The organism is Selenomonas sp. KH1T6 (genome assembly GCF_900108415.1).
Classification (GTDB): domain Bacteria; phylum Bacillota; class Negativicutes; order Selenomonadales; family Selenomonadaceae; genus Selenomonas_B; species Selenomonas_B ruminantium_A.
In genome coordinates this window covers 39,693-62,362 of the sequence record NZ_FNWN01000018.1, presented here as the reverse complement: position 1 = coordinate 62,362, position 22,670 = coordinate 39,693, and the positions used below count along the sequence as shown (strand labels likewise).

Below are 22,670 nucleotides of genomic sequence, written 5' to 3'. Positions count from 1 at the left end.
CAATGACATCACATGTATCCGTTGTATTTGCAAGGTATATGATGTTGTCACTAGAGCAGCGCCGGAATGTCGATAAACGGAGCATAGGTGAGCTATTCTATCTCGCTTATGACGAATTGCAGGATCTGCGTTATCTCGATGCCTTGGTGTTGCTCTTGAAAGAACTTATTGCTACGGTAAAGGGAAAGACGTTTTTTATGGAAAAGGAACTGGACATGATGCTCGATTTGTTCTTGGAAAATCTGCCGAATTTATGGAACAAGTGTTTGAAACGCTGTGCATGAGGTAGACTTTCTAGGAGTCATGGCTCTACACCGCACACAGGTGCTGGCCTGTTTCTCTTGTGCGAAGTTTGAGTTAGGTTATTCGCCATAATATCCGTCATCCACGTAGATGCCTGGCGTAAGCGTGCTTGAACCCTGAAAAAAATATTTTTTCAAGGGCTAGTGTTTTCTGCGCCAATTTTCCCATACGCTTTCAAGCTACGGTATTCCAGCTTTGTGTAAAAGCATTTCCCATCACCTCAACACCAACAGCTACCCATTCTCATTTAGACTGTCGACTTTTCTAATTCACATTTAAATGTAAATAAGTCCTACACTGACAGGCTGGCTTACCTGCCATATGCCATACATAGACCGCTATATCCAATATGCTGACATGTTTATCAGGATTAAATTTATGATTTTTCCAAATGAAAATACGTTTGCATACTGTCAATAAAGAGTTGCTCATTGGGTAAAATATCATAAATATCATACACAGGAATAGAGGTTACCTTTCTCAAAGCTTCACTACCATTAAGCAGATTCATAACATCGCAATTAATTATCGAACCTGTTTCTGGGTAGTTCTCTCCTTCTTTTGCAGGACGTACCAATTTGATTCCTTTATGATGATTCCACATTCCAATTATATAATCAACCGACACATTGGCTTTATCCAGATAGAACATCAATGCTTCTGTTGATTTGAAATCCCCATATAAAGCAACACTTCTTATACCATGTTCTTGGACGAACCTAATCACGCTTCCCATAGATTCTTCAGGATGCTGCAGAAGATACAAAAAATAGTCCATATATGCTTTAAGTTTATTATTATCAAATAAATAAATTCTTTTTTCTAAACTCAATCTCAATGTAGTGAATTTTTCGCTGTAGTACTCATGAAGCGTTGCCAATCTGCATTCTTTCCCATCCAAATCATCGGCCACAATCTTCATGGCGGCTAATCCATACTCATAATATAATCTATGGAAATGCAGAGGATGCAAACCGAATTTATGTCGTGCGTCTGCTATTATTCCTTTCGGCATTTTCAGCACATGGCATCCTTTTAATTCTTCTTCGCAAATCAGATATAGACTATCCAAATAATGATTTATCTTCTGCCGCTTAATCTGTGTCGTTTTAGGAAAAGCACATATTCGTCCTTGCTTGCTAACATACTCTTCCCCTAGCACTACTTCGTTTAGTACGATTCTCTCAGCCGGATACAGATTTAATATACATTTGCAATATTTGCGGATGCAATCTTCCCATTCCTGATCAGAGAATTCGTCAAACCTTTGGACAGAAAATTCCCCAAAGACACGCTTAAACTCTTTTTGATTTGAAACAATAAACCCCGTCTGAGAGACAGTCGCCCCCCCATAATGGACAATTGATAGTCTAATATCTGCTATATCTACTACAATATAGTCGCTTGGCTCTGCTCCAATATATTCAAAGCATGCTTTATTATTATCCAACATAGTAACTCTGCTTCTATAATTCAAGCCCGCGCTTGCCTTGAATCCAGCCAAATCTTCTCGCACCATGGGCTTAGCTGGTTTTGGAAAAGCACTTGACATTGGAGAAGCAATAGTTATACATTGTTGAACCTCAAACTCCTTTTGAGATGAAGGAAATATATCCCTTGAAGTGCAACATCCCAATACATTTACTTTAACTGTCTCATCCATATATTATTCCTATTTTCTTTTCATTGGCTGCATAAACAGCAACGGCAGAATTGGCAATTCATTATCAGGACTATTGGGCTGAGCTATATTAAACGCCGTCATTTATTTCAAATATTCCCTTCTACCCCTTATTTTGATTGACCTTATGCATGAACTGCACAGTCATCCTCCTGTCAATCAACTCCTGGGGCTGAAGCCTTTGCTCCTTATCCAGCAACACAATCTTCTTCTCCATTGCCCAAAGCACAGCTTTGACAAAGGCACCATCTTTGTAATCAGAAGCCTCAAGCTCTGTCTCTTCCACCTCAGGCCTACCTGACCATCTCCAGAGATAAACGATTGCATCCAAGCGCTTGCAGTTCTTGCCTGGATGAAACTTTCCTTCCTTGTCCAGGAAAAAGAGTCCCTTGCCCAGCCCCCACTGGACTGCCTCGCGGAATTTGAAATCAGGCGGAATATCCTTGACAGCATAAGCCTTCCCCTCATACGCCGGCCTTCCTGCCAGGCGCCAGAGATAGACAGCAACATCCAGCTTTCTTACATACCCCTCTGGCTTGAATATATTGCCCTTGCCGAGAAAGCAGATGCGGTTGCTCACTGCCCATAATGCTTCCTGATACCCTTTTTCCCCAGGCTTCATATCAGCTATATGCGGCTCAAATTCATTGGCCACCTCCACCAGCAGGTCCCTGATGGGCAGGTGCTGGGGACAAGCCGCCTCGCATTTTCCGCACCTCAGGCAATCTGAGGCTTTCGGGTTATTGACAGTCAGGACATTGTTGTAATAATAGGCCTGATTCCAGTGGTTGAAAATCTTCTTCTGATTGAAGCAGGCAAACATGTCCGGAATGAGAATATGCTTCGGGCATTCGTCCGTACAATAGCGGCAGGCTGTACATTGTATCATCTGCTTGGAATTGAAGATTTCCCTGACCTGCTGAATGGCTTCCTGCTCCTCCGATGACAAGGGAGCAATAGTCTTCATGAACTGCACGTTTTCCTGCATCTGCTCCATGGCGTTCATGCCCGAGAGGATCACTTCGATGCCTTCAAATCCTGCCACGAAGCGCAGGGCGTAGCTGGCATAGCTGTGGCTTGTGCCGTGCTTTTGGTTCAGCTTGTCAAAAACTTCCCCGGCATCGGGTGGAAGCCTTTGCAGGCTGCCGCCTTTCACCGGCTCCATGACAAACATGGGCTTGCGGAACTTTCTGCATATCTCGTAGACCTTGCGGCTCTCAATGGCAGGTGAATCATATCCGCATAGTTGAACTGTATCTGCACCACCTCAATCTCGGGATGCCCAGCGAGCAGTTCTTCCAAGAAATCTGCCTTGTCGTGGAAGGAGATGCCCAGATGGCGTATCTTCCCCTCCGCCTTCAGGGCCTTGGCCACCTCAAAGGCATTGCATTTCCTGAACTTCTCATAGCGCTTTCTGGTAAGGGCATGCATGAGATAGAAGTCAAAATACTCCACGCCCGCATTATCCAACTGACGCTGGAAAAAAGGACGGATGTCTTCCTCTTTATTGAAGAAGACATAGGTAAGCTTGTCAGTCAGCACAAAAGACTCCCTGGGATAGCGCTTTACCAGGCTCTCCCTGATGGATTCTTCACACTTGCCACCCATATAGGCAAATGCCACATCAAAATAATTGAAGCCATTCTCCATATAGCAGTCCACCATCTTAGACAGCAGGGGAATATCCACCTGCTTGTCCTCAGTCTGTGGCAGACGCAGAGTGCCGAAGCCCAGCTTGCCTTTTATTTCCTGAAAAGTCTTCATGTCACTCTCCTGATTCAGCAAAGCACCTCAAAGAACACGGCCCGCTCCGGCTTGTCGCTGATGAAGTAAGGCAGCTTCTCTTCAAACTCTTCTTTGGTTCTCGCACTGATGTACTCAAACCCGGTGGATTCCACCCAGCCTTTGGCTTCCGTATTGTGCACTGAGGAAATCCCCCTCAGGTTATGATTGCGCAGCAGTCCTGTGCCATTGTTGTTCACCATGATGATACGCATATTCTTAGTCAGGTTCTTGTTCCAAATGCTGTTCATATCATAGAAGAAGGACAGATCTCCTACCATGAGGAAGCACAGCCGATCCGGCTCTGCGGCACACTGCCCCATGAAGGTGGAGGTGCAGCCGTCAATGCCGTTGGTGCCCATGTTGCAGTATGCCTCTACGCCTTTCTGGAGAGGATACCTGCGGCAAGTGATGAAAGTCTCTCCTACCCCCAGATGCAGGAAGGAGTTTTCCGGGATGCTGGGCAGGAAGCGGCTCTGCACATACTGAGAGTAGAACCTTTCCACTATCGGAGTAGGATAACTTTCAGTCAGCTTTTTCCACTGATTGAAATACTCCCCATTGTTTTCTATGTCACCGGCATGTGATGCAAACCACTCGAAGAAGAAATCCTGGCTCATTTCCAGGATGGAGCTCTCGCGGAAATAGAAATCCTTCACCCTGCCGCTGGGAATGACATCCCAATGGCGGATATTACGAGAACCATTTCGCACCTTAACCGTCAGAGGATCATTCATAAGCCGCTTGCCCCCCACCGTGATCAAGATATCCGGGGTCAGCTTCTCATTGAATTCCTGCTGGGATATGGAGCGCAGCATATTATGAGGCTTCAGGCAGCAGGGACTGTCCAGATTGCCGATGGTGTCTGCTATGAATACGCAGTTGTATTTTTTGGCGAACAATTCTATATATGCCTTCTGTTTTTCCGTGGGAGGCACGTTCTGCCCATAAACCACCAGAATGCGCGGAGATCTTCGCAAGGAGTCTACCCAGCGCATCACTGTTGCATCGCCATCATCCATGCTGACACGCATGAGCCTGTGGGGGAATCTGGGCAGCAGTTTCCAATGCACGCGCTCAACCCTGGAGCCCATGAAAGGATTGGCAAGGGCAATATTGATATGCACAGGGCCAAGACCGTTATGGGTGGTTTCCAGTATGCAGTCCGACACGTCGCGGCGGGTCTGATATTCGGCGTTATATCCCACTGCCTCCGTGATGGTGATTGATTTTTTCACCACTCCGTCATAGATATGGTGCTGGGGAATAGTCTGGTCTTCCCCCTGACCGTGATAGACTTCATGCCTGTCTGCCGTAATCATAATCAGAGGCACACCTGTAAAGTATGCTTCCGTAACAGCAGGCAGGTAGTTGCTGGCCGCCGTGCCGCTGGTGCAGACACAGGCCACAGGACGCTGCAGACGGGACGCAATGCCCAAGCCAAAATAAGCAGCGCTGCGCTCGTCAGTGACACGGTGGAGGACAAAGGAGCCAGCATTGTATTCAAACATGCGCACCAAGGGAACATCCCGGCCACCAGGAGAAAGCACCACATGCCTTACCCCATAGTCTCTCAAAAGAGTAGCCAGTATCCTGATCTTGATGAACTCCGGATTGCCGTGCAGGCGCTCCACTTCAGGATCAGGGCCGGCAGGAGCAGGAGGCAGCACCAGCATGGCAGCCAGCTGCTTCTTCCAGTCCTCCATATCCAGAGCACTTTTCAGCCAAGCCATAGCCTCCTGCTTCATTGCTTCTGCCTTTTTGAATACCTGGGCATAGTCAATCCTGCGCTCATCCTCCGGCACTTCCAGCGGCCTGACCATATCCTCCGGCCTTTCCACCATGCGGCTCGCGAGGCCCAAAGGCGCCAGCAGGTCGGTGAAACGTGCGCCGCCCCTGCCGTTGTTGCGGAGTGTCACGAATTCCTTCTCGAAAATGATGGAGAAGCAAGTGCCGTGGAAGGAGTCCGTCATGACAAGGTCTGCATTCTTGAAGCAGTTCAGCCACTGGGAAAGAGTGGGGTCTTCGATGATCTCCAAACGGTCATCGCTCAGAGCCAGGCTCTCTATAGCCTTTGGCTTGTCCCTGCCCTTGTCAAAGATCAGCTTCAGTTTCTTGCCTGTCTTGTCCATGGCTGCCCGCAGGCTATTGCCTATCTCAGGACGCGGATCCATGATATAAGCAAAAATGTAATTGAAATCCTCCGGGTGCTGCTCCTCTGCTATGAGCTTTTCATAATCCTCCCGCTTGCACAGGAAGACAGGATCTAGCTTCTGCTCTGCTTTCAGCCCCATATCCTCCTGCAGTATTCTCAGGGAAAAGTTGTCCCGCACAGAGATAGCATGGAATCTTGAGAGATTCCTGCGGATCTTGTCCATTTCCTCACGCGGGCCATTGTAGGGATAATGACCGAAGGAAGTGGCATAGGAAATCATATTCTTGTCCCTGTCAGCAAATTCAAGGAAATAGCTCTGCTGGTAGGGGCGGCTGAGGTGGTAGTTCCACATCTGGTCAGAGCCTACCAGGAAAGTGTCGCAAATCTTGTTCAGCTCATGCATCTGCCCCAAGGGATAAAACGGGGTTATCTCGTAATGCTTTTTGGCAAAGCGCAGCTGATGGGATACAGGGAGCGAATCTATATCCAAATTCGGGTTTCCCAAAGGATTGCGTATCATGACAGTGGAACGTCCCATGCCTCTCAGAACACAATCAAGCGCATAGTAGGTGATCATGCTCCCATAGTTGTTGCCATACCACAGGCCATAGATCCCCACATCGTATTTCTTCTCCTGTCCCATCAGGACAACTCTCCTCTCTGCAATATGTCTTTATTGCGCCACATACTTCCAGTGCGTTATCTCACATCCGCCACGACCGCATTCCTAAAGTCAGAATACATCTTCGCTGCCTCATCCAGGCACTCCCTCAGGAATGCCACATTTTCCTCAGAGACTTCATGCTCTTGCTGGAAGCGTATCAAGCCGCACAGGAAGTACATGTCGTTTTTCTTCCACTGTGCCAGTTCTTTTGCTGCATTTTCATAAGAAAGCAGGTAGTCCATGCCGCTGGCGGCTTCTTTTATGCCAGTTGCAGATACCCTGAGCGTGGTTTCCCTTGCTGCCAGTTCAGCCGCTGCTTCGGTGCTGTCCTGGGCTTGCTGCCAGTTTTCTGCAAAGTAATGCTCCAGCGCCTGCACCATCTGATGACGCACTGCTTCCCGCATTGCCTCCTTTAATTTGTCAACTGTCAGCGACCCATCGTCCATGTAGATAATGGCATCCTCCAATGCTACCCGCAGATCTATGCCCTCCTGGACAGCCACTTCCTGTATTTCAGCTGTATTTTCAGGCTTGACACTGCCTTTAGTTTCTGCCAACTCCAAATACTCGTCCCAGAATTCTCTGTTCGTAAGTTTCGGCAAACCTTCCCGCAGGTTGTCCCGAATAGCATCAAAGTACAACTGGATGCGTAAAATCTGCAGGTCGTATTCCTCTTCCTGCCACTCCTGCTTCAAGCGATTAGGCCTGCGTATATCGCATTTGCGTGTGACAAGATTGTATGCCTCCACCTTCTTCTTGTCCTTGAACACGTTTTCCGAGGGGAACCAGTCCACAACGATACCCTTTTTACCCACAGACTTGCCGCCGGAACCAATGTCACGCACATCTTCCAGCGTGCGGATATTCTTGCAGGTCTTTATTTCCGCCTTTTTGCAGATAGCCTGCAACCGCCCCATCATTCTGACTGGATCTTCCGCAAAGCTCTCCCAGCCTTTCAGGATTTCCCTCAAAGCAGACAGGATAAGTTCTGCTGATACATAGTTATAGGTCTCCATAAAATGGCGGAAGAAGCCGTTGATATAACCGTACCATTCGTCCTTGAAGTCCGGGTTGTAATTGCTGTGCACCAGGAACATGTTGCGGGGCAGGAAGTAGTGGTCGATCATGCGGCGGGTGTTGAAGTCAAAGGGCGTGTGCCAGACGCAGATGCCGTTCAGGGACACATGCTGCACACCCAGGCGGCGCCAGCTCCACTCGCAGTCATCCCCGCGGATGAAGCAGGGGATAGGGTACTCCCCTCGGTAAAGGTCAAGGCTGAAGCAGGCGAACCACCAGGATGAGCTCACGAAAGTTTTCTCGTAGATATCCTCGGTGACATTGAGACATTTCATGGTATTGTAGAGGTCGCTCACATCTACCTGCCCATGATAGGGCTTCAGCCAGAAGGCGTTTCTGATGGTGATGCTCTCGGAACAGATATTCCTCTCAAAGAGGTTCATCATGGCGCCGTTGACGAAGGCATCCTTGTACTCTTCCTTGAAGTATTCGCAGAGGGCCAGGGAGCGCAGGAAAGCCTCGGTGCAGAGCTCCACATCGTCATCCATGAAGATGCAGCGGGTGTAGCCGCCATCATTGGCTGCCATGAGCCCGCGGGCAAAGCCCCCTGCTCCGCCCGCGTTCATGTTGGGCAGGATGTCCACATGCTCATCCCCCAGTTCCAGCGGCAGGCTTTGGCCGTTGTCGGAGACGAACATATGGAGCTTGCCCTTCAGTTCCGGATGGGCTGCCATCAGGCTCTGGAATTTCCTGATGTTCTTGGTCACATAGCGCTCGCGCTTGTAAGTGCAGCAGGCAATGGCCAGCCGATGCTGCCTCTGCGGCGCTGCATCTGTGCACCAGGCAGCTTCTTCCATTTTGAAGCCGCCTGCTTCGCAGAAAATACGCAGGGAAATCCCCTCTGCCTCATCGGCAGCAGGGACGGGCACCAGCATGGAGCCGCCCTCCCCCAGGTCACAGGCCACAGAAGTCATGGTCTCCGACATCACGCCGTGAATGACTGAGAGAGTATGCCCCAATATATCCAGGCGGCACTTGCCCTTGCCGGCAATGCGCAGATAAAGGTTGCCCAGCTCGCAGTACTGATACCATTTCTCTGCGGCAAAGAGATTCATCCAGGTGTCGAAGGAGCAGAGGTGCCCCTGCACCATCTGCCCATCCAGTTCCCCAAAGAAATCCTTTTCCCGATAGAAGAGCTCCTCCTGCTCGCTGAAATCTCCGTCCGGCAGCACGATGCTCTGCAGTGCATAAGTCTTGATATCTTCCATCCTCTTATCTTTCTCCTTCTGCTTCATTTGCCGACCTTGCCCAGCTTCCAGATAGTCTCGATGCGGTGCTTGCGCTTCAGCCAGGCAGCATGGCGCTTTTTGGCCGGTCCCAGGTCACACTGGGCAGACTGGTTGGCCAGGTACTCCACATGATTCAGCAGGCTCTCGCTCAAGGTGTGGATATCTGTGGCCCCGATGGCCCCCAGGGAACCGTAGATGCTGTCGTGGAAGTTCTTTCTGGTGGCAATCACCACAGGAAGGTGGCGCTCCTCCTCATCCAGCTCGGAGACTTCCTTCACCGGGGCGCCCCAGAATTCTTCCACGTTCTTCTTGGTGACAATGAAGAACGCCAGCTTCCTGTCCCAGCCGTGGTCTTTCAGATAGACATAGAGGTTCTTCCCCATGCCCCCTACGCCGTAGAAAGCCACCCTGTCTATCCCGCCGAAAAATTCCTTCAGCTCTGTTTCCTCTGTGAATTTCATGCAGTATCTCTCCTTCAAATCTCTTTCAACAGTTTGTAATCTATATAGGCAGTGCGGTATTTCCCTCGATGGCAGGCAAAATACACAGTAGTCAGCAGTTCTCCCACATAGCCAAGGTATCTGTCAGGGCGGAGGACTCCTTCTCCAGCATAATACTCCTGCATGCCCTGCAATATTTTGAACATGAAGCTGCAGTAGTCCAGGTAAATCTCCCGCCTGGCAATTACCATATTATTGGGAAAATGTATCTGGCCCTCCAAGAAATCCCTTGAAAACTTCGCCAGCTCAGAATCTTCACTCTCTATCAATCTGAGCATTGTTTCATAGTCCAGCTCGTCCATGGTGGTGACAGGTAGATTCGCAAAGTATTCCCGCACGCTTGGAAAAGTAAGGCGTGGGCGGGTAAGAAGGACGTCTATCTCCCCTTTGGCTATAGCCCCCTGCACTTCCGCAGGCAGCACAAAATGCCTGCGGTAATGGCATAACCCCAGGTACTTAGTCTGCGGTGCTTTCTGCCACAGCCAGTATGCAACTGTCAGTTCCGAATAAAGATTATTGTAAAGAGAGATATTTCTCCCTTCATCATCATATGCCAGTTCTCCAGAGCGCTGCCCCTCATAGGCCGCGGCTCCTCCCAGCACGGTGTGTACATAATCCGGCAGCCCCTCATGACTGACCAGGGCATCCTTGGCAGAAGAAGCCATAGCTATGTAAAGGACATTTTCATCAAGCCTTGAAGCAGACTTTGCCAAATCTTTTATGCCACCCCAGCCCTCGAAAAAATTTCCCTGCACATAACTACGCATCTTTGCCATATCCTCTGGTGATAAAGGCACTTGAGTCATGGGGTAAAAAGTGAACTTTTCTTCCGGATGCTCACTAGCAGCGATTTCCAGCATGGAATAGTCATGGGGATTGCGCCTTACCGTTAATTCCGAACAAGCGGTGCTGATTTCCCTTATTCCCTGCTCTCCCAATAATTCCGTCATGCAATGGAGGCCAATAACCCGTTCCGGCCTTCTCCCCAGCTTCTCCAGCAGGGAAACGACTTCCCCATGATATTTTTCCTGCAAAGCCAGATGTACCTCTGCCTGCGGGAATTTTGCCAAAGCCGGCTCAATTTCCAGACAAGGCCTTCCGCAGTAAGTGTCTCCCTGGCCGTTCATGGTGGTCACAGCAAAACACATGACCTCTCCCGCCTGTTCCTTTCGGGACAGGTAGCGGAAGTACGCCTCTGCAATCAGACCTCTGCCATAGAGAATGAGTTCATGCTTAAGCTGATTTTCCGGGTTCTCCATATCCACCGCTCCTTTTATATCATTATGAGATTATATAAAGATTTTCCGCTTCTGTCAACTCATGTTGAGATATCAGATGAAAGTCCTATCCCTAAATGAGATAATGTACTCAAGGGAGGTGTTGGACTTGCAGAATAAGCTCGCAGAGCTGCGAAAAGAGCGGAATATGAGCCAAAAAGAATTCAGCAAGATTTTCAACGTAGCACAGAATACTATCTCCCAATGGGAACAGGGCAAGCGGAACATGGACACGGAAATCCTCCTGAAGCTGGCGGATTTCTTCCAGGTTACTACTGACTATCTGCTGGGTAGGAGCGGAGCTGTCTCGCGTCCTGCAGAGGCCTTTGCTCTCTCGGCTTCTGAGGAACTGCTGGTCAAGAAATACCGCACCTTGCCGCCTCTCAGCAGGGAAACCTTGGACACAGTGCTTGAGTCCCTTTACCTCAAGGAACAGAATTGCAAACAAAAAAAGAACGCGGCTTCGTAATCCACCGTGTCAAATAAAAAATGGCCATCAGCAAATCTTTTAGACTTGCCGATGGCCGTTTTGCTATGCTTTTTAGGGCTCGTTGATTAAATGAGCTGAGTGAATTAATCAACACGCCCTAATCTTTCGGATGATACTCCCCATCAAGGATTTCAGTTTCATTGAAGAAGATATGAATCTCCCTCTGGGCGTTCTCCGGGCTGTCAGAGGCGTGGACAGCATTGCGGCTGCCGCTGGAAGCGTAGAGCTTCCTGATGGTGCCCTCTTCAGCATCCTTGGGGTTGGTCTTGCCATGGAGCTGCCGCACCCGGGCAATGGCATCTTCTCCCTCCAGCACGATGGCGATAAGGGGAGCAGAAGTCATGAAGCCCACCAAATCCTCATAATAATACTGGCCGATATGCTCAGCATAATGGATGGAAGCCAGGCGCTCGTCCATCTTCATGAGCTTCATGGCCACAATGCGAAAGCCTTCCTCCTCGTAGCGTTTGATAATGTCGCCGCTGTAATGCTTGGCAAAGGCATCGGGCTTGATCAGGACTAAAGTTTTCTCCATTAGTACAACTCCTTGCTTTTCAAATTGCTGCTTCTATTACAAGATTTCAGCCTTGTATTTTTGCGCCATCTTGGCATAATTCTCGGCAGACTCCTTCAGGGCTTCTATTTCATCCTCACGCAGGCCGCGTATGATCTTGGCTGGATTGCCAAAGACCAGGGAATTGGAAGGAATCTTCTTGTGCTGGGTGATGAGGCTGGCGGCACCGATGATGACATTATCCCCAATGTCCGTGTACCCCAGGACGATGGTTCCCATGCCCACCAGGCAGTTGTTGCCGATACGCCCGCAATGGATGATGGCACCATGGCCGATGGTGACCCCATCGCCAATAATTGTAGGCTTGTCCCCCATGACATGAACGATGGCATTATCCTGCACATTGGTGCCCTTGCCGATGATGACAGGCTGGAAGTCTCCACGCACCACAGCACCGAACCAAACACTGCTGTCATCTCCTATGGTAACGTCCCCTGCCACGGTGGCTGTGGGGGCTACGAAGACATTCTCGCCCAGTTTCGGCATGATGGAGTTATAAGGTAAAATATTGCCCATAATTGCCGCCTCCTCGTGCTTAGCAATTAAATCCCATTTCTTGTTTTTTCTTCTTTCTTATTATACCTGCTTTTTTGAAATTTTTCAAGCCCGCCCCAAAGAGCGGAAACATTATTCATAGAAAATACCGCCAGAGGAAAGTCTGGTCTGTCCCCAGAACTTCAGCTTGGGAAGCTCTTCAGCTATAGCAGCAGAAGCATTGGCTATAGCTTCCTCCCCCATGGCCTCGGACCAGAGCACTCCCAGCACCGTGCCGCTGTGGGCAGCATTGACTCCGAATGCCCCCTTGTTTAGCGCTGTCTCCAGCAGCTCCCCTAAGCAGGGTTTTGGCAAACCAGCCTCATTGGCCAGAGCACTTTTGGTAGCAGCCTCTGCCAGTTGTTTTTCCGCCCTCTGCCGTGACCCTGATATAAAGACAGGTGGCGGCATTTCTGCCCCCACCTGTCTGGCATGGTCATGGAAACTGACGGTATCCACCCTGCCGCCTGTGTCAAAAATGCTTATCCACAGGCGTGGGAAAGTATGATACTGGGCAAAAATCCTGCCCTCCATCTGGTTGGCACATACCAGCCCTGGGAAAAAGATGGGATCAGTAGGCTCAATAGCCACCGCCAGCCTCAGGATTTCCTCAGGAGATAATTTCCTGCCCAGGGCAGCGGCAGCTGCCCCACAGACGGCGGCTATATCTGCACTGGAGGAAGCCATACCCTTGCCATGGGGCAATTGGCTCTTTAATCTCATGCCGTAAGGAAAAGACTCTTCCCCCAGATACTTCAGCGCAAGCCCCAGGGCCTGCCGGGATTTCTCCCCCAGACCCTCAAGGCCCTGCCAGCTGTCTGAAACTACCACTTCGGTATAGGCCTCAATAGGGCAGGTGATGAGATAAGGCTCCCCCTGATAGATACCCTGCACCAGCTCCCCGCAGGAGCCGGGCACACGCACTTTTATTTCCATGGATTACAGCATAGCCTTGTGGCTGACGTTCACACGGCCTTTGTCGTCAATCTCCACTACCTTCACCTGGAGCTGGTCGCCTTCCTGCACCACGTCCTCCACCTTCTCAACACGGCGCTTGGCCAGCTGGGAGATGTGGCAGAGACCCTCTCGACCAGGCAGAAGCTCCACAAAGGCACCGAACTTCATGAGGCGGGTGACCTTGCCAGTGTAGACCTCGCCCACTTCAATTTCATGGACGATTTCCTCAATCATTTCCTTGGCACGCTTCATGCCCTCTGCATCGTTGGAAGTGATGAAGATATTGCCATCCTCGTGGATGTCCATCTGCACGCCGGTTTCCTCGGTAATCTTGCGCACCACCTTGCCGCCGGTGCCGATGACATCGCGAATCTTGTCCACCTTGATGGTGACAGTCTCCACCCGGGGAGCATAGGGAGAGAGGTCCTTGGCAGGCTCGGGGATGCACTCCAGCATCTTGCCCAGGATGAAAGCACGGCCGCGCTTGGCCTGCTCCAGAGCAGCATGGAGAATCTCACGGGTGATGCCTGCAATCTTGATGTCCATCTGGATGGCGGTGACACCCTTTTCCGTGCCTGCCACCTTGAAGTCCATATCGCCAAGAGCATCTTCCATGCCCTGGATATCCGTCAGGATGGTATAAGCATCCCCATCCTTCACCAGGCCCATAGCCACACCGGACACAGGGCGCTTGATGGGCACGCCGGCATTCATGAGGGACAGGGTGCTGCCGCAGACGCTGCCCATGGAGCTGGAGCCGTTGGACTCCAAGACCTCGGACACCAGGCGAATGGTGTAGGGGAACTCTTCCAGAGAGGGAATGACCGGCACCAGAGCGCGCTCTGCCAAAGCGCCGTGGCCAATCTCACGACGGCCCGGGCTGCGGATGGGCCTGGCCTCGCCTACGCTGTAGCCGGGGAAGTTGTAGTGATGGATATAGTGCTTGGTAGTCTCGGGGCCAAGGCCGTCAATGATCTGCTCATCCCCGATGGCACCAAGAGTAGTCACGTTCAGGATCTGGGTCTGGCCGCGGGTGAAGAGGCCGGAACCATGAGTGCGGGGCAGGAGGCCCACTTCGCAGGACACAGGGCGCACCTCGTCCAAAGCACGTCCATCAGGACGAATCTTCTCATGGGTAATCATGTGGCGGACGATATCCTTCTCCAGCTTGTAGAGGATATAGGAAATCTCCTTGTCAGACTCAGGCCAGTCAGCCAGAAAATGCTCCATGGTATCGGCCTTGATTTCCGCAATGTTGGCATCACGCTCCAGCTTATCCGGGTTGCGGGTAGCTTCATCCAGGCGGGCCTTGGCATAGTCGCTGATTGCGGCAGAAAGTTCCTCAGACACGGAGAAGAGCTTGGCTTCCTTCTTCTCCTTGCCGCACTCCTTCTGGATTTCCTGCTGGAACTCCACCAGGCGCTGGATTTCCTTGTGGCCAAAGAGGATGGCATCCAGCACCACGTCCTCGGGCAGTTCGCTCACACCTGCCTCTACCATCATCACAGCATCATGAGAACCAGCCACCGTCAGGTTCAGGGTGGAAACCTCCCGCTGTGCCTCCGTGGGGTTGATGACGAACTCGTCATTCACCCGGCCCACACGCACACCGGCAATGGGGCCCATGAAGGGAATATCGGACACGGTGAGGGCGCAGGAAGCGCCAATCATGGCTGCCAATTCCGGGGCATTGTCCTGCTCCACGGACATGACGGTAGCCACAATCTGCACATCATTGCGGAAGCCCTCAGGGAAGAGAGGACGGATAGGACGGTCAATGAGACGGGCGCAGAGGATGGCATCGCTGGAAGGACGCCCCTCACGCTTGATGAAGCCGCCAGGGATCTTGCCTGCTGCATACATCTTCTCCTCATAGTCCACCGTCAAGGGGAAGAAATCCACGCCCTCCCGGGGCTCTGCTGAGGCGGTAGCCGTCACCAGCACCACCGTGTCGCCGTAGCGCACCAGCACTGCGCCGTTAGCCTGCTTGGCCATCTTGCCATTTTCAATGATGAGCTTGCGTCCGCCCAGCTCCATTTCGAAACTATGCATCTAGTTTCCCTCCTGAATCTTGATACTTTTTACATAACAGTTGTATATATTCTAGAAAAAATCAAAGAATCCTCCATACAAAGAAAAAAGCGGGATAAAATCCCGCTTTCCCAAAGCTGAGGGGCAATTACTTGCGCAGGTTCAGCTTGTTGATGATGGAGCGATAACGCTCGATATCCGTCTTGTAGAGGTAGCTGAGGAGACGACGGCGATGGCCGACCATCTTCAGCAGGCCGCGACGGGAATGATGATCCTTCTTGTGCTCCTTCAGGTGATCAGTGAGGTACTGGATGCGGGCGGTGAGCACAGCGATCTGCACCTCTGCAGAACCGGTGTCGCCCTCGTGCACAGCGTACTTCTTGATGATTTCCTGTTTTGCTTCCTGAGTCAGCATGAAAAATTCCTCCTAAAATTAATAAGTTTCAGCGCCTGCAGCCAAGAACGCGTTGGAGAATCGCCATCTGGGCTGTGGCTCCCTGATGTCTTTGACATCTCTAGCAGTATACCATAGGAAACGCCGGCTTGTAAAGAAAAACTGGCGATTTTACAGGTTTTCTTTAAGCCTTGCCAGATACTCCCTGTCCTTGTCCGTCAAGGGAGCTTTTTCCAAAAGATCCGGGCGGTTCTTCAAGGTAATCCGCAGTGACTCCTGCCGCCGCCACTGGCGAATCTTGCCGTGGTCACCGGAAAGCAGGATTTCAGGCACTTCCATGCCCTCGAACTCCCTGGGGCGGGTGTACTGGGGAAACTCCAGCAGACCTTCGTAGAAGGAATCCGTAGGAGCGGAATCTTCGTCCCCCAGCACTCCCGGCAGCATGCGGGACACGGCATCGGTGATGACCATGGCAGGCAGTTCCCCGCCTGTGAGCACATAATCCCCGATGGAAATGGCCTCATCTGCCAGATTCTCCGTAATGCGGGCATCAAAGCCCTCATAGTGGCCGCAGATAAAGATAAGCTGATCGTATCCCGCCAGTTCCTTAGCCTTGGCCTGGGTGAAGGTAGGACCGGAGGGGTCCATGAGCAGCACCCGGCGATTGCCTTCAAACTCCTTGGTTTCTTCCTTCAAAGCCCTGACTGCCCTAAATAACGGCTCGGGCTTCAGCACCATGCCGGCCCCTCCCCCAAAGGGAGAATCGTCCACATGATGATGCTTGTCAAAGGAATAATCACGGAAATTCAGATAGTGGATATCCAGAATGCCGCTTTCAATGGCCCGCTTGGTGATGCTGTCACCAAAGGGGCCCAGGAACATCTCCGGGAAAAGGGTCACCATGTCAATGCGCATGGCTGTCTCCTTCGGCCTTTTTGCCGCCTGCTGTGATTTCCTCGGGCATTTCCACCGTCATGGTGCCTCCGGGGATATTGATTTCCTTCACCACTGCCTTGAGGGCAGGAATCAGGAGCTCTCCCCCATCAGGCTTTCTGGCCTGGTACACGTCATTGCTGCCCGTGCGCAGGACATTTTCCACCGTGCCCAGCTCCTGCCCCGCAGGGTCAAGCACCTTCAGGCCGATGATGTCAAAGGTGTAGAACTCGCCCTCTGCCAAAGGAGCGGCCTCCTGGCGGTCAATGGTCAGCATCTTGCCCGTCAGGGCCTCGGCCTGCTCCCGCTGGGGATATTCCCTGAACTTCAGGAGCACGTACTGCTTGTGGTACTTGCAGCTTTCAATGTGCAGCAGCTCATTTCCCACCATCACTTCCTTCATGGTGCTGAAGCGCTCCGTGAAGTCTGTCAGGGGAATGATGCGCATCTCCCCCTTGATGCCGTGGGCAGCCCCCACCTTGCCAATGGTGATGCGGTCTTTGGACTTAGCCTCTGATGGCAACGATCTTATCATCTTCCACCAGCACTTCCACGTTCATGAGCTCGCGCATATCGTCGCCTACATGAATCTCCACCTGGCGCTCCAGAGTGCCCTGGACAATCTCGGCACCAAGCACCAGCTTCTGGGCATCCTCGCGGCGCTGCTGGGACTCAGCGATGAAGTCCAGACGCTTCTGGCGCTCTTCGCCAAAGTGCTGCTTGATCATGTTCAGGCGCTGGATATCCGTCACCGTAGGCTCAGGCACTTCGTTCTCCTGGATTGCGCGCTTGGCCTGAATCTCGATCTGCTGGACCTCCAGCTGGGCGCGGCTGATGCCTTCATCCAGATCCTTGATCATCTTCTCGCGGAGTTTCTCGGTGAGCTTTGCCTTGATGGTCACAGGCATTTTAAGGGAAATAGAATCCATATCCATACCTCTTTCTATAGCTTCATAGTAACAGTAGTGCACTAAACTCAGACTGCGCCCTGCGGGCTTGCTTCGCTAAGTGCACCGTGCATACATAGAACTTGCCGTTCATCTGCGCCCTGACGGGCTTGATTCACGGAGTTCTATAGCAAGAAAAGCGGCCAAGCCTCAAAAGGGGCCCTGCCGCTTTTCTTTAGATAATCTCAACCGTGACTTTCTTGTTCTCCCGGGTGGCTGCAGCCTTGACCACGGTGCGCAAGGCTTTCGCTATGCGTCCCTGACGGCCAATGACCTTGCCCATATCATCCTCGGCAACACGGAGTTCCAGCACCAGCTGGTCCCCGTCCTGCTTCTCAGAGACCTCTACGGACTCGGGATGATCCACTAAGGACTTAGCGATAACTTCAACAATTTCTTTCATGTTTAAGCTCTCCCTTAGTTCTTAGCCTTCTTGCTCTCAGCAAACTTAGCCATGATGCCCTGCTTGCTCAGGAGATTCTTGACGGTGTCAGTCGGCTGAGCGCCCTTGTTCATCCAATCGAGAACCTTGTCCTCGTCAACGCTGACTGCAGCGGGCTGCTTGGACGGATCGTAGTTACCGAGGATCTCGATGAAACGACCATCGCGAGGAGCGCGGGAATCAGCTACCACGATGCGATAGAAGGGGTTCTTCTTAGCACCCATGCGGTTCAAACGAATCTTTACTGCCATGTATTTCACCACCTTTCGTTGGTTCTTTATGTCATCCACAAAGGGATAAAATCAATTTTACTTCATGAAGGGCATCTTGGGAAGTCCCATGCTGCCAAGGGCGCCAAGACCGGGGAAACCGCTCTTTTTACCCTTCTGCATTTTCTTCATCTTCTTCATCATCTTGCGCATTTCGCCGAACTGCTTCAAAAGCCTGTTCACGTCCTGCACCCTGGTGCCGCTGCCCATAGCAATGCGCTTGCGGCGGCTGCCGTTGATGATGGTGATGTCTGCCCTTTCCTTGGGGGTCATGGACTTGATGATGGCCTCAATCTGGCGCATCTCCTTGCCGTCCAGGTCGATATCCTGACCTTCCAGCTGCTTCTTGAGCCCGCCCATGCCGGGAATCATGCCCAGGATGCTCTCCAAGGAGCCCAGCTTCTTGACCTGCTGCATCTGGGAAAGGAAGTCGTCAAGGGTGAATTCATCCTTGCGCAGCTTCTTCTCCATGGCCTTGGCTTCCTCCATGTCGAAGGTAGCCTGCGCCTTCTCCACCAGAGAAAGCACATCACCCATGCCCAGGATGCGTGAAGCCATGCGGTCCGGGTGGAAGGGCTCAAGAGCCTCCAGCTTCTCACCCATGCCGATGAACTTGATGGGCACGCCGGTCACTGCCTTGACAGACAGAGCCGCGCCGCCGCGGGCATCGCCGTCCAGCTTGGTCATGACCACGCCGTCCAGGCCCAGGCTCTCATTGAAGGTCTGAGCCACATTCACGGACTCCTGACCGGTCATGGCATCTACTACCAGCAGGATCTCATGGGGCTTCACATTGCCCTTGATATCCCTCAGCTCCTGCATGAGCTTTTCGTCAATCTGCAGGCGGCCTGCCGTATCGATGATGACGACATCGTTGGCATGGCTCTGGGAATAAGGCAGAGCCTCTTTGGCGATAGTCACGGCATCCGTGCCCTGGGGCATGGTGAAAACCGGCAGCCCCAGCTGCTCGCCCACCACCTGCAGCTGCTTGATAGCAGCCGGGCGGTAGATATCTGCTGCCACCAGCAGAGGACGCTTGCCCTGCTTTTTCAGGGACAGGCCCAGCTTGCCGGCAGAAGTAGTCTTGCCTGCGCCCTGCAAGCCCACCATCATGATGACAGTAGGCGGATTGGGGCTCATGTTGATGCGGCTCTGGGTACCTCCCATGAGGTTGGTGAGCTCCTCATCAACAATCTTCACCACTACCTGGGCAGGGGTGAGGGTCTCCAGGATATCCTGGCCCACCGCCCGCTCCTTCACGGTCTTGATGAAGTCCTTGACCACCTTGAAGTTCACATCGGCCTCAAGGAGTGCCATGCGCACTTCACGCATGGCTTCATTGACATCGTCCTCCGTCAATTTGCCATGGCCCCGCAGCTTCTTGAAAGTCTGCTGCAGGCGGTCCGATAAAGATTCAAAAATCAAAGGTTACGCCTCCTGGCTGGTGCGGCCCAAAAGCGGAGTCAGCCGCCCTAGTATATCATCCACAGCCGCTTCGTTCCCCGGCTGCCTCAGTCTCTCTATCTTTCCGGCAAGCTCAGTAAGTTCCTGCCGCTCCAGGTGATAACGCCTGGCCAGTTCCAACTTTTCCTCATAGCTCTCCATGGCTTTCTGGGCACGGTGGATATTGTCATACACCGCCTGCCTGGAAATCCCCAGGCTCTCCCCAATCTCTGCCAGGGAAAAATCCTCGAAGAGATGAAGCCTCAGGCATTCCTGCTGCTTTTCTGTCAGCAGGGGACCATAGAGGTCAAAGAGCGTAGATAAGTATAAAAGCTGTTCCAGCATATCCTCACCTGTCATTGATATCTGCCAAGGTTATCTCCTTGACATTGGCTATTATACGCACTCTCCAGACTGCTGTCAAGTATTTTTCCTTGTCACCATGGATTTTTATATGAAAATTTTATCCATGCTCTTATTTGCCATAAATACTTCTAAAAGCGCGTCCTCCATCCTTGCTTTTGGCCGTTTCCTGCAAATATCTTGCAAAGCTGCTCCAGCCGTGGGAACGCACCAGTTCATAGACCGCCAGTTCCGTCAGGGAAGCGATTTCCTTCTCCCCATACTTCTCCACTGCCCGGTTATAATCCGCCTCGCTTTGCAAATCCCTGGCCCGGGGCAGGTTCCTGCCCCGCACATTTTCCCTGGCTGTCCTGATATAATCCTCCACTTCGTAGCCGCTTACCTCTGCCTGACGGCTGACTCCCGCCAGATAAGCCGCCCCGTGCAGCAGCCAGGCCTGGCCAGTCTCACGGGAATTCCCCAGCACCTGCCGCTCGTATGTGCGCATGACAAGAAGCCCCAGACTGAAGGCCCGCTGCTGGGATTCCTGCAGATGGCTTGCGTTCAGCACCAAGAGCCCCCCATTTTCAATGCAAAGGCTTCTTTCTGACATTTTCCTGGCCTCTCCCAAGGGAATTTCCGTATATTGGACAAGAGACTCTGTCATGGATTCTTCATCTGGCGCCAGCACGACTCCGTATTCCCCCCGCAACTGGCTGCCCAGATTCCTGGCCAGCCAATCCCCGGCCGCCTCCATCTCTCTCATGACGGCTCTGTCCTCAGCCGTTTCCTGCCCGGACTGATGCCAGGCAAAAACCACCAGCTGCCGGACAAAAGCCTGCCACCAAGTCCTGTATTCCTCCAGGAAGGCAGAAAGCTCCAGCCCAAAAACCTGCTGAAAGGCCGTCTCGCCATCTTCAGTTTTCCCCAAAGTGCGGAAATACTCTGCCAGCAGGGGCAGGCGCCTTTCCTCAGGAAAGCGGCTCAGCAGGTAATCAGTCATCAAATCTGCCACCTGATAGGTATGATACTCCTTGCCCATGAGTTTCTTGCGGGTCTCAAAGCTGCAATGCTGCAGTGATTCCGGCTTCACAGTGGATTCTGCCCGCACCAGAGCGGCCTTCACATCAAGCTGCCACTTCCAGAGGGGCTTGCCCCCAAGATGCTCTGCCAGGGCCGCTCCCACATAGTCCGCCGTCCCCTCCTCCAACCAGAAAAGAGAGCTCTCCTCCACATCCCTGCCATTGCTCAACTCATGCTGAAGCTGATGAAAAAGCTCATGGCCCGTAGTGTTGTACCTGTCCCCGTAAGTGGACATCACTCCTGCTCCGGCATTGATGGCAGTGATATGGCTGCTTCCCCCGGACCACCCCCCGGAAATGGAGGCCACCTGGGCTGCTTCCTCAGCTGAGAGACCAAACTCCCTCTCCAGCACTTTGCGATAGGCAGTTTCCTCCCCTGCCACATAAAGCTCCACCTGGTGCCGCAGATGGGCCCCCAACTGTTCCTGCAGGAAGGGGTTGAAGGCATCGGCCGCCTTCTCCACATCTTTCAGGCTGGTCTCAGCCAGTTCTCCCTCTCCCTGCACCAGTATCCTGCCGTCCTTTTCGGATACCATTCCCAGCTGATTTCCTATCTGCCAGAGGGCATCCTGCCGGGCAGACTTGTAGCCCAGCAAGACCCCCGCCCCCAGGAGCACCAACGTCATGAGCAATAATGCTGTCTTCTTCATCTTCGCTTCTCCGCAATTTATTAACTATTTCAGGCTTAGTATACTATCAGTGCTATATTTAGTCAAAAACGCCCCGGCTTCAAATGATATGCCCCCTATGAGAGACAGTGAAAAATAAAACTGTCATTATAGGGGGAGTTTTTCATGCCACAAAAACAGAAAGCAACACCAGAGGAAAAGGTTAGAGTTATTCGCGAATTCCTTGTAGGGCATCTCTCGCAGAGTCAGGCAGCCAGAACTATAGGGGTGGATAGATCAACATTTAGGGGATGGATAATGCAATACCAGTCAGAAGGCGATGGTCCATATGATAGCGGCCTACATTCGCTGCTACAATGCAAAGCGTGTCCAAAGAGGGCTGGGAACCCTTACGCCACTTGAGAAATACAGCATATTCCTGGCAACATAAAAAGACTGGCAGACGAATCTGCCAGCCAAAGAAATTTTATGATTTTTTACTGTCCACTTGACGGGGAGCGGTTCACAGCGTCCTGCGGTGATTTTATTTATCAAATTTTACCTCTCAATCCTTCTCCTTCACCTCTCCCGGAATATCCTTGATGGCCTCAGGGCCGCGGTGACCGGTGCGGATGCGCACTGCGTCGGAAAGTTCCGTGACGAAGATCTTGCCATCACCGAACTGGCCGGTGCGCAACACCTTCTGGGCGGTTTCCAGCACCTTTTCCACAGGTACCTCGCAGACCACCGTCTCAATCTTCACCTTGGGCACCAGATTGATGTGGTACTCCTGGCCACGATAGACCTCCTTATGTCCCCGCTGGAGGCCGCTGCCGAAAACCTGGCTCACGGTCATGCCCAGCACGCCGATATCGTTCAAAGCCTGCACCAATTCGTCCAGCTTGCTGGAGCGGGTGATGATTTCTACCTTGTTTATTTTCTGTACACTCATAGTC

At 51.9% G+C, this 22,670-nt stretch carries 23 protein-coding genes and 2 pseudogenes; 4 read left to right on the top strand and 21 right to left on the bottom strand.

The features are described 5' to 3' along the window. Positions 1 to 284 (top strand): annotated as a pseudogene (locus BLW59_RS11205) (transposase); the annotation flags it as partial. A 395-nt stretch (positions 285 to 679) separates the two neighbouring features. Here the strand turns inward: BLW59_RS11205 and BLW59_RS11200 are convergent. The 7 genes from BLW59_RS11200 to BLW59_RS11170 form a co-directional block, all read right to left on the bottom strand. Then, the gene (locus tag BLW59_RS11200) at positions 680 to 1,966 is read right to left on the bottom strand and encodes a DUF6270 domain-containing protein (RefSeq protein ID WP_139283649.1); all 1,287 of its coding nucleotides are present in this window, start codon (positions 1,964 to 1,966) and stop codon (positions 680 to 682) included. A 121-nt stretch (positions 1,967 to 2,087) separates the two neighbouring features. Further along, positions 2,088 to 3,158, bottom strand: coding sequence for a 4Fe-4S dicluster domain-containing protein (locus tag BLW59_RS17990; protein WP_074697853.1), 1,071 nt, complete (start codon positions 3,156 to 3,158; stop codon positions 2,088 to 2,090). After that, positions 3,137 to 3,748: an aldo/keto reductase gene (locus BLW59_RS17985; RefSeq protein WP_074697852.1), complete on the bottom strand. Its 612-nt coding sequence runs from the start codon at positions 3,746 to 3,748 to the stop codon at positions 3,137 to 3,139. The genes BLW59_RS17990 and BLW59_RS17985 overlap by 22 nt, the downstream gene beginning before the upstream one ends. A gap of 14 nt (positions 3,749 to 3,762) precedes the next feature. Further along, the gene (gene menD / locus BLW59_RS11185; RefSeq protein ID WP_074697851.1) at positions 3,763 to 6,564 is read right to left on the bottom strand and encodes a 2-succinyl-5-enolpyruvyl-6-hydroxy-3-cyclohexene-1-carboxylic-acid synthase; all 2,802 of its coding nucleotides are present in this window, start codon (positions 6,562 to 6,564) and stop codon (positions 3,763 to 3,765) included. A 56-nt stretch (positions 6,565 to 6,620) separates the two neighbouring features. Further along, the gene (locus BLW59_RS11180) at positions 6,621 to 8,870 is read right to left on the bottom strand and encodes a hypothetical protein (protein ID WP_175463416.1); all 2,250 of its coding nucleotides are present in this window, start codon (positions 8,868 to 8,870) and stop codon (positions 6,621 to 6,623) included. A gap of 23 nt (positions 8,871 to 8,893) precedes the next feature. Continuing rightward, positions 8,894 to 9,352 carry a hypothetical protein gene (locus tag BLW59_RS11175; protein ID WP_074697849.1) on the bottom strand — a complete coding sequence of 153 codons (459 nt, stop codon included), beginning with the start codon at positions 9,350 to 9,352 and terminating at the stop codon, positions 8,894 to 8,896. 14 nt (positions 9,353 to 9,366) lie between these two features. Beyond that, the gene (locus BLW59_RS11170; protein WP_074697848.1) at positions 9,367 to 10,650 is read right to left on the bottom strand and encodes a DUF4422 domain-containing protein; all 1,284 of its coding nucleotides are present in this window, start codon (positions 10,648 to 10,650) and stop codon (positions 9,367 to 9,369) included. 127 nt (positions 10,651 to 10,777) lie between these two features. Between BLW59_RS11170 and BLW59_RS11165 the strand changes: the two genes are divergently transcribed. After that, complete coding sequence (locus tag BLW59_RS11165) at positions 10,778 to 11,137, top strand: helix-turn-helix domain-containing protein (protein WP_175463415.1); 360 nt, start codon at positions 10,778 to 10,780, stop codon at positions 11,135 to 11,137. Positions 11,138 to 11,255: 118 nt separating this feature from the next. Here BLW59_RS11165 and ndk read toward each other — a convergent pair whose 3' ends face one another. The 13 genes from ndk to BLW59_RS11100 form a co-directional block, all read right to left on the bottom strand. After that, positions 11,256 to 11,693 carry a nucleoside-diphosphate kinase gene (gene ndk, locus BLW59_RS11160; RefSeq protein WP_029543453.1) on the bottom strand — a complete coding sequence of 146 codons (438 nt, stop codon included), beginning with the start codon at positions 11,691 to 11,693 and terminating at the stop codon, positions 11,256 to 11,258. 36 nt (positions 11,694 to 11,729) lie between these two features. Beyond that, on the bottom strand, positions 11,730 to 12,248 hold the full coding sequence (locus tag BLW59_RS11155) for a gamma carbonic anhydrase family protein (RefSeq protein ID WP_074697846.1): 519 nt from the start codon (positions 12,246 to 12,248) through the stop codon (positions 11,730 to 11,732). Between the two features lie 111 nt (positions 12,249 to 12,359). Continuing rightward, positions 12,360 to 13,202 carry a hypothetical protein gene (locus BLW59_RS11150; protein ID WP_074697845.1) on the bottom strand — a complete coding sequence of 281 codons (843 nt, stop codon included), beginning with the start codon at positions 13,200 to 13,202 and terminating at the stop codon, positions 12,360 to 12,362. Positions 13,203 to 13,205: 3 nt separating this feature from the next. Continuing rightward, positions 13,206 to 15,275, bottom strand: a complete 2,070-nt coding sequence (locus BLW59_RS11145; protein WP_074697844.1) for a polyribonucleotide nucleotidyltransferase — start codon at positions 15,273 to 15,275, stop codon at positions 13,206 to 13,208. Between the two features lie 127 nt (positions 15,276 to 15,402). After that, on the bottom strand, positions 15,403 to 15,669 hold the full coding sequence (rpsO, locus tag BLW59_RS11140; RefSeq protein ID WP_029543446.1) for a 30S ribosomal protein S15: 267 nt from the start codon (positions 15,667 to 15,669) through the stop codon (positions 15,403 to 15,405). A gap of 150 nt (positions 15,670 to 15,819) precedes the next feature. Further along, positions 15,820 to 16,563 carry a tRNA (guanosine(37)-N1)-methyltransferase TrmD gene (gene trmD / locus BLW59_RS11135; protein WP_029543444.1) on the bottom strand — a complete coding sequence of 248 codons (744 nt, stop codon included), beginning with the start codon at positions 16,561 to 16,563 and terminating at the stop codon, positions 15,820 to 15,822. Next, positions 16,553 to 17,116: a ribosome maturation factor RimM gene (gene rimM, locus BLW59_RS11130; RefSeq protein WP_074697843.1), complete on the bottom strand. Its 564-nt coding sequence runs from the start codon at positions 17,114 to 17,116 to the stop codon at positions 16,553 to 16,555. The genes trmD and rimM overlap by 11 nt, the downstream gene beginning before the upstream one ends. Next, positions 17,088 to 17,510: a YlqD family protein gene (locus BLW59_RS11125; protein ID WP_029543441.1), complete on the bottom strand. Its 423-nt coding sequence runs from the start codon at positions 17,508 to 17,510 to the stop codon at positions 17,088 to 17,090. The genes rimM and BLW59_RS11125 overlap by 29 nt, the downstream gene beginning before the upstream one ends. A 193-nt stretch (positions 17,511 to 17,703) precedes the next feature. Further along, positions 17,704 to 17,931: a KH domain-containing protein gene (locus BLW59_RS11120; protein WP_029543439.1), complete on the bottom strand. Its 228-nt coding sequence runs from the start codon at positions 17,929 to 17,931 to the stop codon at positions 17,704 to 17,706. Between the two features lie 14 nt (positions 17,932 to 17,945). Next, positions 17,946 to 18,221: a 30S ribosomal protein S16 gene (rpsP, locus tag BLW59_RS11115; protein ID WP_029543438.1), complete on the bottom strand. Its 276-nt coding sequence runs from the start codon at positions 18,219 to 18,221 to the stop codon at positions 17,946 to 17,948. Between the two features lie 57 nt (positions 18,222 to 18,278). Beyond that, positions 18,279 to 19,664 carry a signal recognition particle protein gene (gene ffh / locus BLW59_RS11110; protein ID WP_074697842.1) on the bottom strand — a complete coding sequence of 462 codons (1,386 nt, stop codon included), beginning with the start codon at positions 19,662 to 19,664 and terminating at the stop codon, positions 18,279 to 18,281. Between the two features lie 3 nt (positions 19,665 to 19,667). Continuing rightward, positions 19,668 to 20,042 carry a YlxM family DNA-binding protein gene (gene ylxM / locus BLW59_RS11105; RefSeq protein WP_413778191.1) on the bottom strand — a complete coding sequence of 125 codons (375 nt, stop codon included), beginning with the start codon at positions 20,040 to 20,042 and terminating at the stop codon, positions 19,668 to 19,670. A 115-nt stretch (positions 20,043 to 20,157) separates the two neighbouring features. Further along, positions 20,158 to 21,756, bottom strand: a complete 1,599-nt coding sequence (locus BLW59_RS11100) for a hypothetical protein (RefSeq protein ID WP_074697841.1) — start codon at positions 21,754 to 21,756, stop codon at positions 20,158 to 20,160. Between the two features lie 144 nt (positions 21,757 to 21,900). Between BLW59_RS11100 and BLW59_RS18355 the strand changes: the two are divergent. Both BLW59_RS18355 and BLW59_RS18350 read left to right on the top strand, forming a co-directional pair. After that, a pseudogene (locus BLW59_RS18355) lies at positions 21,901 to 22,047 on the top strand (transposase); the annotation flags it as partial. A gap of 7 nt (positions 22,048 to 22,054) precedes the next feature. After that, a complete protein-coding gene (locus BLW59_RS18350; RefSeq protein ID WP_413778190.1) occupies positions 22,055 to 22,165 on the top strand; it encodes an IS3 family transposase in 111 nt (36 codons plus the stop codon). A 114-nt stretch (positions 22,166 to 22,279) separates the two neighbouring features. Here BLW59_RS18350 and BLW59_RS11090 read toward each other — a convergent pair whose 3' ends face one another. After that, the gene (locus tag BLW59_RS11090; protein WP_029544295.1) at positions 22,280 to 22,666 is read right to left on the bottom strand and encodes a P-II family nitrogen regulator; all 387 of its coding nucleotides are present in this window, start codon (positions 22,664 to 22,666) and stop codon (positions 22,280 to 22,282) included. Positions 22,667 to 22,670 lie beyond the last annotated feature (4 nt).

What these genes read in the sequence shown, in the direction of transcription:
- BLW59_RS11200 (WP_139283649.1), bottom strand. Translation starts at nt 1,966, where the DNA reads ATGGATGAGACAGTTAAAGTAAATGTATTGGGATGTTGCACTTCAAGG.
- BLW59_RS17990 (WP_074697853.1), bottom strand. Translation starts at nt 3,158, where the DNA reads ATGTTTGTCATGGAGCCGGTGAAAGGCGGCAGCCTGCAAAGGCTTCCA.
- BLW59_RS17985 (WP_074697852.1), bottom strand. Translation starts at nt 3,748, where the DNA reads ATGAAGACTTTTCAGGAAATAAAAGGCAAGCTGGGCTTCGGCACTCTG.
- menD (WP_074697851.1), bottom strand. Translation starts at nt 6,564, where the DNA reads ATGGGACAGGAGAAGAAATACGATGTGGGGATCTATGGCCTGTGGTAT.
- BLW59_RS11180 (WP_175463416.1), bottom strand. Translation starts at nt 8,870, where the DNA reads ATGGAAGATATCAAGACTTATGCACTGCAGAGCATCGTGCTGCCGGAC.
- BLW59_RS11175 (WP_074697849.1), bottom strand. Translation starts at nt 9,352, where the DNA reads ATGAAATTCACAGAGGAAACAGAGCTGAAGGAATTTTTCGGCGGGATA.
- BLW59_RS11170 (WP_074697848.1), bottom strand. Translation starts at nt 10,650, where the DNA reads ATGGAGAACCCGGAAAATCAGCTTAAGCATGAACTCATTCTCTATGGC.
- ndk (WP_029543453.1), bottom strand. Translation starts at nt 11,693, where the DNA reads ATGGAGAAAACTTTAGTCCTGATCAAGCCCGATGCCTTTGCCAAGCAT.
- BLW59_RS11155 (WP_074697846.1), bottom strand. Translation starts at nt 12,248, where the DNA reads ATGGGCAATATTTTACCTTATAACTCCATCATGCCGAAACTGGGCGAG.
- BLW59_RS11150 (WP_074697845.1), bottom strand. Translation starts at nt 13,202, where the DNA reads ATGGAAATAAAAGTGCGTGTGCCCGGCTCCTGCGGGGAGCTGGTGCAG.
- BLW59_RS11145 (WP_074697844.1), bottom strand. Translation starts at nt 15,275, where the DNA reads ATGCATAGTTTCGAAATGGAGCTGGGCGGACGCAAGCTCATCATTGAA.
- rpsO (WP_029543446.1), bottom strand. Translation starts at nt 15,669, where the DNA reads ATGCTGACTCAGGAAGCAAAACAGGAAATCATCAAGAAGTACGCTGTG.
- trmD (WP_029543444.1), bottom strand. Translation starts at nt 16,563, where the DNA reads ATGCGCATTGACATGGTGACCCTTTTCCCGGAGATGTTCCTGGGCCCC.
- rimM (WP_074697843.1), bottom strand. Translation starts at nt 17,116, where the DNA reads ATGATAAGATCGTTGCCATCAGAGGCTAAGTCCAAAGACCGCATCACC.
- BLW59_RS11125 (WP_029543441.1), bottom strand. Translation starts at nt 17,510, where the DNA reads ATGGATTCTATTTCCCTTAAAATGCCTGTGACCATCAAGGCAAAGCTC.
- BLW59_RS11120 (WP_029543439.1), bottom strand. Translation starts at nt 17,931, where the DNA reads ATGAAAGAAATTGTTGAAGTTATCGCTAAGTCCTTAGTGGATCATCCC.
- rpsP (WP_029543438.1), bottom strand. Translation starts at nt 18,221, where the DNA reads ATGGCAGTAAAGATTCGTTTGAACCGCATGGGTGCTAAGAAGAACCCC.
- ylxM (WP_413778191.1), bottom strand. Translation starts at nt 20,042, where the DNA reads ATGACAGGTGAGGATATGCTGGAACAGCTTTTATACTTATCTACGCTC.
- BLW59_RS11100 (WP_074697841.1), bottom strand. Translation starts at nt 21,756, where the DNA reads ATGAAGAAGACAGCATTATTGCTCATGACGTTGGTGCTCCTGGGGGCG.
- BLW59_RS18350 (WP_413778190.1), top strand. Translation starts at nt 22,055, where the DNA reads ATGGTCCATATGATAGCGGCCTACATTCGCTGCTACAATGCAAAGCGT.
- BLW59_RS11090 (WP_029544295.1), bottom strand. Translation starts at nt 22,666, where the DNA reads ATGAGTGTACAGAAAATAAACAAGGTAGAAATCATCACCCGCTCCAGC.